This is a genomic window from Micromonospora palomenae (assembly GCF_007829925.1).
GTDB lineage: Bacteria > Actinomycetota > Actinomycetes > Mycobacteriales > Micromonosporaceae > Micromonospora > Micromonospora purpureochromogenes.
Genome location: NZ_VIXA01000001.1, coordinates 1,054,051 through 1,067,309 on the forward strand (window position 1 = coordinate 1,054,051; position 13,259 = coordinate 1,067,309).

17 protein-coding genes are annotated in these 13,259 nt (G+C 75.8%); 6 read left to right on the top strand and 11 right to left on the bottom strand.

Annotated elements, in window-relative coordinates:
* Positions 1–40 precede the first annotated feature (40 nt).
* The gene (locus FHX75_RS04700; RefSeq protein WP_154936825.1) at positions 41–1,150 is read right to left on the bottom strand and encodes a serpin family protein; all 1,110 of its coding nucleotides are present in this window, start codon (positions 1,148–1,150) and stop codon (positions 41–43) included.
* 79 nt (positions 1,151–1,229) lie between these two features.
* Here FHX75_RS04700 and FHX75_RS04705 point away from each other — a divergent pair, with 79 nt between their 5' ends.
* A complete protein-coding gene (locus tag FHX75_RS04705) occupies positions 1,230–2,456 on the top strand; it encodes a lycopene cyclase family protein (RefSeq protein ID WP_154936826.1) in 1,227 nt (408 codons plus the stop codon).
* Here the strand turns inward: FHX75_RS04705 and FHX75_RS30555 are convergent.
* A complete protein-coding gene (locus FHX75_RS30555) occupies positions 2,441–2,584 on the bottom strand; it encodes a hypothetical protein (RefSeq protein ID WP_170285282.1) in 144 nt (47 codons plus the stop codon). The two genes, FHX75_RS04705 and FHX75_RS30555, sit on opposite strands and share 16 nt — an antisense overlap.
* Before the next feature lie 133 nt (positions 2,585–2,717).
* Between FHX75_RS30555 and rnhA the strand changes: the two genes are divergently transcribed.
* Complete coding sequence (gene rnhA / locus FHX75_RS04710; protein ID WP_154936827.1) at positions 2,718–3,218, top strand: ribonuclease HI; 501 nt, start codon at positions 2,718–2,720, stop codon at positions 3,216–3,218.
* On the opposite strand, the gene FHX75_RS04715 is transcribed toward rnhA, so the two are convergent.
* From FHX75_RS04715 to FHX75_RS04735, 5 genes are all read right to left on the bottom strand, one after another.
* Positions 3,184–3,414 carry a tyrosine-protein phosphatase gene (locus FHX75_RS04715; protein WP_154938800.1) on the bottom strand — a complete coding sequence of 77 codons (231 nt, stop codon included), beginning with the start codon at positions 3,412–3,414 and terminating at the stop codon, positions 3,184–3,186. The two genes, rnhA and FHX75_RS04715, sit on opposite strands and share 35 nt — an antisense overlap.
* Complete coding sequence (locus FHX75_RS04720) at positions 3,395–3,649, bottom strand: hypothetical protein (RefSeq protein ID WP_154936828.1); 255 nt, start codon at positions 3,647–3,649, stop codon at positions 3,395–3,397. Before FHX75_RS04720 ends, FHX75_RS04715 begins: the two co-directional genes overlap by 20 nt.
* A 42-nt stretch (positions 3,650–3,691) precedes the next feature.
* Complete coding sequence (locus tag FHX75_RS04725; RefSeq protein WP_154936829.1) at positions 3,692–4,597, bottom strand: pentapeptide repeat-containing protein; 906 nt, start codon at positions 4,595–4,597, stop codon at positions 3,692–3,694.
* 181 nt (positions 4,598–4,778) lie between these two features.
* The gene (locus tag FHX75_RS04730; protein ID WP_154936830.1) at positions 4,779–5,198 is read right to left on the bottom strand and encodes an SSI family serine proteinase inhibitor; all 420 of its coding nucleotides are present in this window, start codon (positions 5,196–5,198) and stop codon (positions 4,779–4,781) included.
* A 305-nt stretch (positions 5,199–5,503) separates the two neighbouring features.
* Positions 5,504–6,319, bottom strand: coding sequence for an SDR family oxidoreductase (locus FHX75_RS04735; RefSeq protein ID WP_154936831.1), 816 nt, complete (start codon positions 6,317–6,319; stop codon positions 5,504–5,506).
* Positions 6,320–6,395: 76 nt separating this feature from the next.
* Between FHX75_RS04735 and FHX75_RS04740 the strand changes: the two genes are divergently transcribed.
* Complete coding sequence (locus FHX75_RS04740; RefSeq protein WP_154936832.1) at positions 6,396–7,814, top strand: RtcB family protein; 1,419 nt, start codon at positions 6,396–6,398, stop codon at positions 7,812–7,814.
* A 5-nt stretch (positions 7,815–7,819) separates the two neighbouring features.
* Here the strand turns inward: FHX75_RS04740 and FHX75_RS04745 are convergent, their stop codons facing one another.
* Positions 7,820–8,245 carry an archease gene (locus FHX75_RS04745; RefSeq protein WP_154938802.1) on the bottom strand — a complete coding sequence of 142 codons (426 nt, stop codon included), beginning with the start codon at positions 8,243–8,245 and terminating at the stop codon, positions 7,820–7,822.
* Positions 8,246–8,304: 59 nt separating this feature from the next.
* Here FHX75_RS04745 and FHX75_RS04750 point away from each other — a divergent pair, with 59 nt between their 5' ends.
* On the top strand, positions 8,305–8,637 hold the full coding sequence (locus FHX75_RS04750; protein ID WP_154936833.1) for a hypothetical protein: 333 nt from the start codon (positions 8,305–8,307) through the stop codon (positions 8,635–8,637).
* Positions 8,638–8,682: 45 nt separating this feature from the next.
* On the opposite strand, the gene FHX75_RS04755 is transcribed toward FHX75_RS04750, so the two are convergent.
* Positions 8,683–9,366 carry an esterase/lipase family protein gene (locus tag FHX75_RS04755; protein ID WP_154936834.1) on the bottom strand — a complete coding sequence of 228 codons (684 nt, stop codon included), beginning with the start codon at positions 9,364–9,366 and terminating at the stop codon, positions 8,683–8,685.
* Positions 9,367–9,574: 208 nt separating this feature from the next.
* Between FHX75_RS04755 and FHX75_RS04760 the strand changes: the two genes are divergently transcribed.
* Entirely contained in the window at positions 9,575–10,180 is a 606-nt protein-coding gene (locus FHX75_RS04760) for an MBL fold metallo-hydrolase (protein WP_154936835.1), read from the top strand.
* A gap of 250 nt (positions 10,181–10,430) precedes the next feature.
* On the opposite strand, the gene FHX75_RS04765 is transcribed toward FHX75_RS04760, so the two are convergent.
* Entirely contained in the window at positions 10,431–11,129 is a 699-nt protein-coding gene (locus FHX75_RS04765; protein ID WP_154936836.1) for a B3/B4 domain-containing protein, read from the bottom strand.
* A 7-nt stretch (positions 11,130–11,136) separates the two neighbouring features.
* The gene (locus FHX75_RS04770) at positions 11,137–11,745 is read right to left on the bottom strand and encodes a LysE family translocator (protein WP_154936837.1); all 609 of its coding nucleotides are present in this window, start codon (positions 11,743–11,745) and stop codon (positions 11,137–11,139) included.
* Between the two features lie 29 nt (positions 11,746–11,774).
* Here FHX75_RS04770 and pdxR point away from each other — a divergent pair, with 29 nt between their 5' ends.
* The gene (pdxR, locus tag FHX75_RS04775; RefSeq protein WP_170285283.1) at positions 11,775–13,253 is read left to right on the top strand and encodes a MocR-like pyridoxine biosynthesis transcription factor PdxR; all 1,479 of its coding nucleotides are present in this window, start codon (positions 11,775–11,777) and stop codon (positions 13,251–13,253) included.
* Positions 13,254–13,259 lie beyond the last annotated feature (6 nt).

Consider the following 13,259-nt stretch of genomic DNA (forward strand, 5'->3'; position numbering starts at 1 on the left):
TACGAACCTACGCGCCGGCCCGGACCGGTGTGCCGTCCGGTCAGCGGGGAGTCGGCTCGGTCACCCAGCCGGCGACGAGGACCAGACCGGTGTGGCGGTGCACGGCCAGGAAACCGAACGGGCGGTCGACGTCGAGGCTGACCCGCCGTGCCCGTACGCGGTGCCGGGGTGGCGCGGAGCCGGGTTCCATGGCGATGGCGGTGACGGCGGCGGCGCGGAAGCCGTTGGCGCTGAACTCGGCCGTGACGGTCTGCCGGGCCTGGGAGACGTAGAGCAGCGGGGCGATGCCGGGGAAGTTGTCCGCGTCGCGGCGGGTGGCGGCGGCGAGCCCGTACAGCTCGGCGCGGTCGAGCAGGTCGTGGTCGGCGTCGACGCGGAACGCGACGGTGTGCACGGCCAGTTGCGGCCGGTCGTCGAACGCCTCGACGGTCTCCTCGGTGACGCCCGGCCCGGCGGTGTCGGGGAGCGTCGGGCCGTCGGCGAGGGCGCGGATCGCGGCTGGCAGCACGGCGCCGGCCGGGCGTCCGGGGGCGCCGAGGGCCAGCACCACGTCGACGTCCGCCTCACCGGCGACGGTCAGCAGACTCACCGGTCCGGCCGGGGTGTCGGCCACCCGCAGCGCCCGGGGGTCGCCGCCGTACCGGTGCAGGCCGATCAGCCGCCGCCCCTGCCAGGGGCCCTGCCGGGGCTCGCACCAGCCCTCCTGGAAGGGCGCCGCCCAGCCGGTCAGCACCGACAGGGCGCTGGCCAGCACCAGCGCCGTGTCCGGGGTGACCGTGATCGGCATCTGCTGGATCTGCCCGTCGGTGTGGGTGGACGCCCAGCGGTCCAGCACGGGCTGGTCCACGGCCCGGTCGCCGGTCAGCTCACCCCGCATCGACGCGGGGACCGCGCGCAGCCAGGCCGGGTTCAGTCGCAGCTCGCGTCGGGCCCAGAAGCCCAGCGCCAGCCGGGTGGTGGGGGAGGCGGCCAGGTCGTAGGGGGTGGCGTCGGGGGCGACGGCGGACAGCTCGTCGCGGGCCGGACCAGCCGCGTGCCGGGCGAGCAGGGCCAGCAGCGGGTACGCCCCGGCGCCGGACAGGACGGTCTGCCGGTCGTCGATCAGGGCGGCCCAGCGGGCGGTGAGGGCGTTGGCGGGGGTGCTGCTCATGCCGTGGCACCGTACCGGCCGGGTGGCGCGCCGTGGGGGCTCCGCCCGGCGGGGGCCGGGGGTGTGACAGCGTGGTCGGGTGGACAACGTCGACCTGGCCGTCGTCGGCGGTGGCGGCGCCGGTTCCCTGGTCCTCGCCGCGCTGGACCGGCACGACCTGCGTGGGCTGCGGATCGCCGTGGTGGACCCGGTGCGCAAGCGCGGCCAGGACCGCACCTGGGCGTTCTGGGGTACGCCCGGCACCGACCTGGAGCCGATGCTCAGCGCGAGCTGGCGGCAGGTGGAGGTGACCACGCCGGCCGGGCGGCGCCGGCTCGACCTCGCCCCGCTGCGGTACGCGATGCTGCGCTCCGCCCCGGTCTACGAGCGGGCCGCCGAGGCGGAGCGGCGCCTCGGCGCCACCCGCGTCGACGCGGCGGTCGGCGCCCTCGACGACGACGGCGGGCCGGTGACCGTCCGGGACGCCGACGGCGCGGCGTTGCTGCAAGCCCGGTGGGTGCTGGACTCCCGCCCCCGGCCGCCCCGGCGGGCGGGGCGGACGAGCTGGTTGCAGCACTTCCGGGGCTGGTGGCTGGAGTCGCCCGGGCCGGTGTTCGACCCGGGCCGGGCGGTGCTGATGGACTTCCGCACCCCGCAACCGGCCCGGGGTGTCTCCTTCGGCTACGTGCTGCCGGTCAGCGACCGGTACGCCCTGGTCGAGTACACCGAGTTCTCCCCGCGCCGGCTGACCGACGCCGGCTACGACACCGCGCTGCGCGGCTACGCCGACCTGCTCGGCCTCGACCTGACCGCGTTGAGGGTGCGGGAGGTGGAGGACGGGGTGATCCCGATGACCGACGCCCCGTTCGAGGGCCGGCCGTCGCCGAGGGTGGTGCGGCTGGGCACCGCCGGCGGGGCCACCCGGCCGTCAACCGGGTTCACCTTCTCCGCCATGCACCGGCAGGCCGACGACGTGGCCCGGGCGCTGGCCGCCGGCCGGGCCCCCGTGCCCCGGCCGGCGTACCCCCGTCGGCACCTGTGGATGGACGCCGTCGCGCTGCGGGCGCTGGACCGTGGGGCGGTCGGCGGCCCGGAGTTCTTCGACCGGCTCTTCGACCGCAACCCGGCGCAGCGGGTGCTGCGTTTCCTCGACGGCGCCACCACCCCGGCGGAGGACCTGGCGGTGATGCGGTCCAGTCCGCTGCTGCCGATGACCTCGGCGGTGGTCGGTGACGCCGTCGGCCGGCTGCGCGCCCGGCTGCGCCCCGGGCCGGCCCCCGCGCCCGTCGGCGTGGCCCCGGACCGGGCGGGTCAGGCCGGCTCGTAGGTCGCCACGACCACCCGGCCGCGCAGCGGGCGGGCCGGCGACCGCACCAGCTCGCCGCTGCCGAGCACGGCGATGTCCGGGCCGTCCGGCCGCCGGTGCTGCTCGACGGCGTCCCCGTCGAGCAGCACCGAGTTCGCCCACGGCAGCGGCGCGGTCAGGGTGGTGGAGGCGACCTACTTGGTGAGCCGGTCGAGCACCGGGTGCGGCGCGCCGGGACGCCCGCGCCGACCGGCCACGGGCGGCACCGGTAGGTTCGGCGCCATGGTGGAGGCGGCGGACGGCAGGGTCGTGGAGATCTGGACCGACGGGGCGTGCAGCGGCAACCCCGGCCCGGGCGGCTGGGGCGCGCTGCTGCGCTACGGCGGCCACGAGCGGGAGCTGTGCGGCGGCGAGGCGACGCCGACCACCAACAACCGGATGGAGCTGACCGCGGCCATCCGGGCGCTGGAGAGCCTGACCCGACCGGTCACCGTGCGGCTGCACACCGACAGCACCTACGTGCGCAACGGCATCACCGGGTGGCTGGCGTCGTGGAAGCGCAACGGCTGGCTGACAGCGGCGAAGCAGCCGGTCAAGAACGCCGACCTGTGGCAGCGGCTGGAGGCGGCCTGCGCCCGGCACGAGGTGACCTGGCTGTGGGTCAAGGGGCACAACGGCCACCCGGAGAACGAGCGGGCCGACGCGCTGGCCAACAAGGGGATGACCGAGGCGCGGGCGGCGGCGCCGCTCAGCGCTCCGGCAGGCGCTCGCGCAGGGCGCTGACCAGGGCGTCGTCGACGCCGAGCGCGTCGCGGGCGTAGCCGCGTACCGAGCCGTGCGCGGCGGTCAGGTCGGCCAGGAAGAGCTCGATGATCCGCGCGGGCGTCTCGCGCCGTCCCGCTACGTCGTCGAGCCCGGCCGGACGCCGCCGGCCGGGCCCGACCCGGGTCGGGGCGCCGTCACCGCTCGGTGGGGGGATTGACCGCCTCCTCCTGGGAGGGGTCGGTCGTGCCGGACACCGCGTCCACGTCGTAGCCGGCGCGGCTGGTGTCCCGAGCCGAGAGGTGCTCCTCGGCGGGCAGGTCCGCGAAGTCGTCGCCGGTGTCGTCGGTGCTGCGCAGCGAGTCGCCCGGCGGGCGCAGCGACGCCTCGTACGCGGGGGTGCCGTCCGGTTCGTCGGAGTCGGCCCGGTCGAAACGCTGTTCATCCGTCATACCGACCTACCTGCCCGTCTGGCCGGCCGGCAAACACGCCGGTCAGCGGCGGGGATCGCGCTTGCGCCGGCCGGTCGGGCGGGCCGCGGCGCGGGCCCCGCCCGGGCGGGGACGGCCGACCGGGGTGATGCCCAGCCCCGACCAGTGCGGCGGGTGGCGCAGCGCGGGCGGCAGCACGGTGCGCCGGTCGCCGCGGGCCGCGTCGAGCTGCGACTGGTGCAGGAACAACGCGCCGGACAGGTCCGTGCCGCGCAGGTCGGCGCCGCGCAGGTCCGCGCCCGTGAGGTCGGCCAGCCGCAGCCGCACCCCGCGCAGGTCCGCGCCGATCAGGCACGCGCCGCGCAGGTTCGCCGCCACCAGGTCCGCCCCGCGCAGGTCGACGCCGAGCAGCGTCGCGCCCCGCCGGTCGACGCCGTCGTGGCCGGCCCGGGCCAGCTCGCTGGCCCGGACCAGCAGCGGGTTCATCCGCCCCCGGTACGCGTCGACGTCCAGGTCGCGCAGCGCGTCGGCGCCGCCGCCGGTGAGGTCTCGGGTCTCCTCCACCGCCGCCCGCAGCTCGTCGCGCAGTGCCCCCGCCGGAGTCAGCGCCAGCGCCTCGGTGAGATACCAGAGCAACTCGTGCAGCGGGCGCACCACGGCGAAGGTGGCGAACATGGCCGACGCCGTCGCCGGGTCGTCCCGCCAGTCCCGCCCGCCGAAGGTGACCTGGGTGACGTGCTGGCCGGCGCCGAAGCAGTCGAACACGGTGCAGCCGGGGAAGCCCCGCTCGCGCAGCTGGGGGTGGATGCCGCAGCGCGAGTCGGCGCCCAGGTTCGGGCAGGGCTGGCCGGCGGGCTTGTCCAGCGCGAAGTCCGCCGAGGCGGCGAAGGCCGGGGCGACGCAGCACAACCCGACGCAGCGGGCGCAGTCGGCGCGCAGCTCGGTGCCGCCTCGGGGTGTTTCGGACACGCTGACCGGTCTCCCAGGGGTTGGTTCGTCTCCGGACCGGGGTCGCCCGGGCCGGCGTACCCCATTGTCCGCCAGCGGGCTGCCCGGGCCGTCCGGGGGAGGCTCTGATCGGTCTCGGCTTCGTGTCGTGACCGAAAGGCGCGACGCCCGTTCCCCAGGGACGGGCGCCGCGCCGATCCGGTCAGAAGGCGAACAAGGCGCCGGTGCCGCGCAGCAGCAGGCACCGGTTCTCGTACGACTTCGACCAGGTCACCGGCCGGTCCTGCCAGAACCCCCAGGCGTGGACCGTGACCGGCGCGTAGTCGAAGGTGCAGGGGCCCGGGTCGGCTGCCAGGGCGGACAGGTCGCCGTCGACGCGGGCCAGCGTGCGGCAGGCGGCGGCCGCGTCGGGGTGGGTGCCGCCGGTCGGTCCGCAGACCAGCACGGCCGAGCGGTCCTCGGCGGTGCCCGGCCGGTCGATGTCGAGCAGCAGCACCGACGGGGTCTCCGGGCCGGATCGGGGTGCGGCCTGGGCGGCCTGGGGGAGCAGGGCCGCCTGCGCGGTCAGTAGGGCGACGGCGAGGGCGGCCGCCGTGGCGGCGGCGCGTCGGGCGAAGGGCATCGTGACGTCCTTCCGTTGCGGGACCCCGGGTCGGGGTCGGTGGACGGCCCGTCCGTCGTGTGGCCGGGCCGTCGAGAACCCTAGGTGGACGGTGTGAACGCGAAGCGTCACGATTTGTTACACCACCTGCCTCCCGGAGCACGTCAGGTGTGACAACCTGCGTCGGCGCGCGCCGGGAGGGCGCCCGCCCGCCGCGACATGGTCTCCGGCCCGACCCATGAGTTGCCGCGGTGTTGCCGACCACCCGCCCGCGCCGGCCGCATGTCGCCCGCCCGCCCGGCCGGCCGGCCGGCCGCAGGGATGATTCAGACCGAGCGCCAGTCGTCCGAGCGCAGGTGCGAGCCGGCCTGCGGGCCCATCAGCAGCATGCCGCCGTCCACCGGCCAGGACGCGCCGGTCACGTACGCCGCGGCGGGCGAGGCGAGCAGCACCACCACCGCGGCGACCTCCCGCGCGTCGCCGGGCCGGCCCACCGGTACGCCCGGACGGTCCTCGGTGAACGGGTCGACGTCCTCCTGGCCGGTCATCGGGGTGGAGATCTCGCCGGGGGCCACCGCGTTGACGGTGATCCCGTCGGCGGCCAGTTCCTGCGCCATGACGCGGGTGAGCAGGCCCAGCCCGCCCTTCGCCGCGCAGTACGCGGCCGACCCGACCCGGGGCGCGTGCTCGTGCACGCTGGTGATGTTGACGATCCGGCCGCCCCGCCCGGCGGCGCGCATCCGCCAGGCCGCCCGCTGCGAGCAGAGGAACGGGCCGTCCAGGTCCACCGCGAGCACCTCGCGCCACTGCTCCCAGCCGGTGTCGACGAACGGGGCGGACGCCCCGGTGCCGGCGTTGTTCACCAGCACGCCGATCCCGTCGAGCCGGTCGGCCAGCTCGTCGACGACGGCGGCGGCCTCCGGCAGCCTGGTCAGGTCCAGCTCGGCGATCTCGCAGCGGCGGCCCAGGGCGCCGACCTCTGCGGCGGTGCGCTGCGCGCCCGCGTGGTCGCGGTGCCAGGTGATGCCGATGTCGTAGCCGGCCTCGGCGAGGGCGAGGGCGACGGCGCAGGCCTTGCCGATGCCGGAGTCCGCGCCGGTGACGATGGCGACCTTCGGGTAGTTCTCGTATCGCTGCGGCATGCTCGCGCACTACCCCGCCCGGGTCGGCCCAATCCCGGCAGGTGTGCCGCGCCGCGCGCCGGGTAGGCGGCGGGTCATGGACCTGGTCGAGGAGTCGCCGTACCGGTTCCGCATCGACCGGCATGACCCGATGCGGGTGCCGGGGGTGGTGTTCGCGTCCCGGGATCTGCTCCCGGACGCCGGGGCGGACAAGTCGCTGGAGCAGGTGGCGAACGTGGCCACCCTGCCCGGCATCGTCGGCGCCTCCTACGCCATGCCGGACGTGCACTGGGGCTACGGCTTCCCGATCGGCGGGGTCGCCGCCACCGCCGTCGAGGACGGGGGAGTGGTCTCGCCCGGCGGGGTCGGCTTCGACATCTCCTGCGGGGTGCGGCTGCTCGCCGCCGACCTGGACCGGGCCGCGCTGCGCCCGCGGCTGGACGCCGTGATGGACGGCCTGAGCGAGTCCACCCCGCGCGGCATGGGCAAGGGCGCCGTGTGGCACCTGACCGACCGGGCCGAGCTCGACGCCGTGCTCCGCGGCGGCTCCCGGTACGCCGTCGAGCGCGGCTTCGGCGTCCAGCGGGACCTGGACCGCTGCGAGGACTACGGCGCGGTGGGCGACGCGAACCCGGCCCAGGTGAGCGAGCGGGCGGTGGAGCGCGGCGCCCGCCAGGTGGGCAGCCTCGGCTCCGGCAACCACTTCCTCGAGGTGCAGGCGGTGGAGGAGGTCTACGACGAGGCCGTGGCGGGGGCCTTCGGGCTGCGCGCCGGCCAGGTCTGCGTCATGATCCACTCCGGCTCGCGCGGGCTGGGCCACCAGATCTGCACGGACTACGTCCGGGAGATGGAGAAGGTGATGCCCGGGCACGGCATCCACGTGCCCGACCGGCAGCTGGCCTGCGCGCCGGTCTCGTCCCACGAGGGCCGGGCCTACCTGGGGGCGATGGCCGCCGCGGCCAACTACGCCCGGGCCAACCGGCAACTGCTCGCCCACGCCGCCCGGCAGGTCTTCGCCCGGGTCACCGGCTGCGACCTCGGCCTGGTGTACGACATCTCGCACAACCTCGCCAAGATCGAGACGCACGAGGTGGACGGGACGCCCCGGCCGCTCTGCGTGCACCGCAAGGGCGCCACCCGGGCGCTGCCCCCGGGCCACGCCGACCTCCCCGACGACCTGCGCCCGGTCGGCCAGCCAGTGCTCATCCCCGGCTCGATGGGCACCGGCTCGTACGTGCTCACCGGCGTGGCCGGCTCGCCGGCCTGGGCGTCAACCTGCCACGGCGCTGGCCGGGTGCAGAGCCGCAAGCAGGCCACCAAGGCGGTCCGCGGGCACGACCCGCGCCGGGAGCTGGAGGCACAGGACATCGCGGTGCGGGGCGCCAGCCGGCGCGGGCTCAGCGAGGAGATGCCGGCCGCATACAAGGACGTCACCGCCGTGGTGGCGGCGGCCGAGGGTGCCGGCCTGTGCCGGAAGGTGGCCCGGCTGGTGCCGCTCGGCGTGGTGAAGGGCTGAGCCGGTCAGACGTCCACCGTCACCGCGCAGCGCCAGCCGGAGTCGGTGCCGGCGAACCGCAGCTCGTGCAGCGAGACCGCCTTCGGCACCGCGCCGACGAGCTCCACCGCGTCGGTGTCGACGGTGTGCCAGCGCACCCGCAGGCCGTCGGCGCTCGGCTGCGCCTCGGTGGCCAGCGGCACCGTGCCCTCGGTCTCCAACCGAAAGATCACCTCGTCGAGGATCCCCACCAGCAGGTCCTCGTCCCGGTCGGCCGGCAGCTCGACCGTCGTCTCGCCGTCCGGGTGGGCGCCGGTGGTGTCGACGAAGGTCTGCACCAGCGCGGCGACCGCCTCGGCCAGGCAGCCCTCCCGGTCCGGCGCCCACGCCTCGATCCGCACGTCGGCGGTGTGCGGGACGGCGCGGTGCCCTCGGTCCATGCCCCCGATCATGCCCCCGCCACGGCTGTCCGGCGGCCGGAACTGTCGCACCGGGACGCTACGGTGCTCCCATGATCGCCGATGACGCGGACGCCCTGGCCGTCACGTTCCACCGCATGATGCGGGCCGTTCTCGCCGCCGAACGGCCCGGCGCCGACACCCTCGGCCGCACCGTCGAGCTGGCCCGCGACTGGGGCACCGGTCCGGCCGCCGACGCCCGGCTCGCCGACGGGCTGCGCCGCCTGCACGGCGAGCCCGACGAAGCCCCGACGACGCGGGAGTCCGCCCGGGGCGCGGCGATCGGGAAGTTCGCCGCCAACGCCCGGCGGCTGCGCGAGGGGGAGATCACCCCGGCCGAGTTCCACGAGATCATGGACGACGAGGGCGGCCCGCAGCGAGGCTGACCCCGGGGGGCCGCCGGCTTGCGGAGCAGAGCCCCGCCACCGCCGTCACGGGTTGACGAAGTCGCGCACCTGGCCGTAGATGCTGGCGTTGCTCTGCAGGCTGTTGTGTGCCACGCAGCCCGCCAGCGTGTTGCTCGCCCCGGAGAGCACCGTGCTGTCCACGGGGTTGATCACGCCGTCGCAGTTCGACCGCCAGGTCCCGTACGTCGGGACGCCGGGTGTCTCGTCCACCGAGTTGAGGGTGGCCAGGAAGGTCGAGCCGACCCGCATCTCCGTGCAGGCGGTGCTGTAGCAGGCGTTGGCGGAGCTGGTGCCGTGGTTCGGGCCGCCGAGGGAGACCCAGCGGTCCACCTTGCCCCCGCCGCCGAGGTTCTTCAGGTAGTAGCGGGAGGAGAGCCCGCCCATCGAGTGGGTGACGATGTCCACCTTTGTCGCGCCGGTGCCGGCGAGCAGCTTGTCGACCTCCTGGCCGACCTGCTGCGCGGTGGTGGCGTTGGACTGGCTGGTGTTGTAGGAGAAGGCGCGCAGCCGGCTCGACGGCCAGCCGTCGGCCTGGAACCGACTGATCATCGTGTTCCAGGTGCTGGCACTGCTGTTCCAGCCGTGCACGAACAGGATCGGGTTGCTCGACGCGGTGTACGCGGCGGCCTGGGCGGGGGTGGGTGCGACGGCGACGGCGGCGACCGCCACGGCCACCGCGAACAGCCACCTGCTGATGTACGTCCTCATGGTCGTCTGTCTTTCTCGGTGCCCGCGCGGGAAGGGGGGTGTGCGCGGACCGACGCCCAACTGGTGGTCGGACGTCGGTCGACGGGGGTCTCGGTACTCCGATGTGACGCATGTTACTGACGGGTTGCCTTTTGATGTCAATACATCAATCTGTGCTGCTGGGGGCACGGACAGCGACGTCGAGCAGGGCTGCGGTAGCGTCCGTCCGATGCGGATCACGAAGTACACTCACGCCTGCGTACGCCTGGAACACGACGGTCGCGTGCTCGTCGTCGACCCCGGCACCTGGAGCGAGCCGGCCGCTCTCGTGGGCGCGGACGCCGTCCTGGTCACCCACGAACACGCCGACCACATCGACGTGCTGCGGCTGGCCGGCCTCGGCGTACCGGTCTTCGCGCCCGAGGGCGCCGAGCTGCCCGCCCTGCCCACGCTGCCGGTCCAGCGGGTACGGGCCGGACAGCGGTTCACCGCCGCCGGCTTCGCGGTCACCGCGGTGGGTGGCCGGCACGCCACCATCCACGACGGCCAGCCCGACTGCGCCAACCTCGGGTACGTCGTGGACGACGAGGTCTACCACCCGGGTGACTCCCTGCACCTGCCCGGGCAGCCGGTGCGGACGCTGCTCGTGCCGGCCCAGGCGTCCTGGCTGAAGCTGACCGAGGCGATCGGGTTCGCCCGTGCGGTCGGGGCGGCACGCACCCACCCGATCCACGACGCGCAGATCAACGAGCGGGGCCTGGCCAGCGTGAACGGCTGGTTCGCCGAGACGCTCGGCGACGGCTACCGCTACCTCGCGCCAGGCGAGACGGCCTGACCCGGGCGCGGCCGGCCGTGGCGTCCTCGCGGCGTCGCGGCCGGCTCCCCGCGTCGGTGCGCCCCCACCATGCTGCCGGGTCCCCATCCGGCCCTGCCCGAGTGTCGCGGTGTGTCGCGGTGTCGCTGACCCGGCTCTACGCGGATTGCGGCGTCGCAAGGGCCGGATACCGCGACACGCCGCAAGCGGCGGGGCAGCGATCGGCGCCGCCGTCGGATGACGTGCCGTCCTGGTCCGGGCCGGGGCCCGCTCAGCCGGGTACGTCGACGGCCGGTGCGGCGGCTGTGAGCACCGCGCCCCGCGTGTCGACCTGCCAGCCGGCGGCCAGCTCCGCGGTCAGGGTGTCCAGCAGCGCCGGCACGTCCCGGCCGGCCGAATCGTGCAGCGCCTCGGCCACGATGAGTACGGTCCCGGTCGTGTCGCGCACCGCCGACCAGCCGCTCTGCCGGTGGGTCCACCGCCGGGAGTGCGCCCGCCCCGCCCCGTCGGCGAAGACCACCTCGCCGGGCTCCGGGCGCTCGACGTCCCCGCTGAGGGTCACGTACTCCTCCTCGCCGGTGGCGGGCCGGACGGCCAGGTCACCGTCGATCCGCGTCACGTCCAGCACCGCGACGGGAATCGCGTACGCGAGCGACACCGCGTTGCAGAGGTCGACCAGCGGGTGGAGCCGGGGCAGTTCCCCGTCCCGGCGGAACCGGCGCAGCAGCGACTCGGCGGCGCACCGGTAGCGGGTCGGCGGCAGTCCCATCGCGGCGAAGGCGCGCCGCCAGGCCCGGATCTCGGGGAATCCGCTCTCGGCGCCGCCGGCCAACCGCTGCCGCGCCAGGCCGGCGAAGTGCGCGACCCGCTCGTCCACCGCGACGTCCGGGGTGACGCCGTCGGCGGCCAGTACGCCGGCGACCAGCGTCGGATGCGCCGACCGGACGCCGGGGGCGTGGTGGAAACGCATGGAACTCCTATCTCTCGGCGAGCAGCAGGGAGACGCCGAGCGCGACGAACGACCCGGCGAAGGCGCGGCGCAGCCAGTCGGTCAGCCGGGGCCGGGCCAGCACCCGGTCGCGGACCGTGCCGGCGAAGCCGCCGTAGGCGGCGAACACCCCGAAGGTGACCAGCATGAACACCGCCCCGTGGGCCAGCATCCGGCCGGTCGCGCCGGGCCCGCCGGCCGGTACGAACTGCGGCAGGAACGCCACGAAGAAGAGGGTCGGCTTGGGGTTGAGCAGGTTGACCAGTACCGCCGACAGGATCACCCGATGCGCCGGGCGGGCGGCGGCGTCGCCGGCCGCGAAGCCGGAGCGGTCCCGCCAGGTCGCCCAGGCCAGGTACAACAGGTAGCCGACGCCGAGGTACTGGACCAGGCGGAACGCCGGTGCGCTGGCGTGCAGCAGCGCGGCGAGACCGGTGCACGCCGCGGCCAGGTGCGGCACGACGGCCACCGTGCAGCCGAACGCGGCGATCACCCCGGCGCGGCGTCCCCGGGACAGTCCGGCGGAGAGGGTGTAGACGACCCCGGTGCCCGGGGTGGCGACCACGACCAGCGTGGCCAGCAGGAACGCGATGCTCACGGGTTCCACCCTGGGGCCACAATGGTCCGGTGGACAGGGCCAAAGCCAGAGCATCCGACGAGTCCATAACCGCCGGATCGGACTTCCTCCAGCTCGACGTCGGCGCCGCCCCACCCGGCGGCCGGGCCGACTGGCTGGCCGGGCGGCTGCGCGCCGCCATCGCCGACGGCCGCCTCCCACTGGGCGGGCGACTGCCGGCCAGCCGGGTGCTCGCCGACGAGCTCGGCGTGTCCCGGGGCGTGGTCACCGAGGCGTACCAGCGGCTGGCCGAGGAGGGGCAGGTCGCCGGGCGGGGGCGCGCCGGCACGGTCGTGGTGGCCACCCCGGCCACCCCGTCGGCGGCACCGGCCAGGGCGGCAGTGCCACCGCCCGAGGCGCTGTTCGGGCCGGCCCCCGGCACCGAGATCTTCGAGGCGCTGCGTGCCGCCCCCGCCCGTATCGACCTGACGCCCGGCGTACCCGATCTGGCGGCCTTCCCCCGCGCGGCCTGGCTGCGCGCCGAACGGGCGGTGCTGCGCCGCCTCGACGCCGCCGCCCTCGGGTACGGCGACCCGCGCGGCGCTCCCGCGCTGCGGCTCGCGGTGGCGCAGCGGCTGGCCCGGACCCGGGGCATCCGCGCCGAACCTGAGGAGGTCGTCGTGGTGGCCGGGGTGTCCCAGGCCCTCGGCCTGCTCGCCCAGGTCCTGCACGCCGACGGCGTGCACACCGTCGCGGTCGAGGACCCGGGCTCGCTCGGCGTCCGCCAGCACCTGCGCAACTGGCGGCTGGACACCCCGCCGGTCGCGGTCGACGCGCACGGGCTACGGGTCGGGGAACTGGCCGCCGCCGGTCATCCCGCCGTCCTGCTCACCCCGGCCCACCAGTTCCCGACGGGCGTGGTGCTGCACGGCGACCGCCGGCGCCAGCTCCTCGACTGGGCGCGGCGCGGCGGGCTGGTCCTCGAGGACGACTACGACGCCGAGCACCGGTACGACCGCCCACCCGTGCCCGCCCTGCGCGGCGCGCTGCCCGAACGGGTCTGCTACACCGGCAGCGTCTCCAAGCTGTTGGCCCCCGCCCTGCGGGTGGGCTGGGTGCTGGTGCCCCCGCGCCATTTCGACGCCCTGGTGGCGGCGAAGCGGATGGCGGACCTCGGCAACGCCGTCCTGCCGCAACTGGTGCTGGCCGAGCTGATGACCTCCGGCGACCTGGACCGGCACCTGCGGCTGCTGCGCCGCCGGCACGTGCGCCGCCGGGACGCGATGATCCGCGCGATCGCCGCGTACCTGCCGGGGGCCACGGTGCACGGCGCGGCGGCCGGGCTGCACCTGACCGTCACCTTCGCCGGCGACCTGCCCGACGCCGACCTCGCCGCCGCCACGCTGCGCCGGGGCGTCAAGACCCAGCCGCTGTCCTGGCACGCGCAGCGCCCGTACTCGCCCGGCCTGGTCCTCGGCTACGCGGCGAACACCGCGAGCGAGATCGACGAGGGCGTCGCCACCATCGGCCAGGCGCTGCGCGGGAGCTGAGACCCC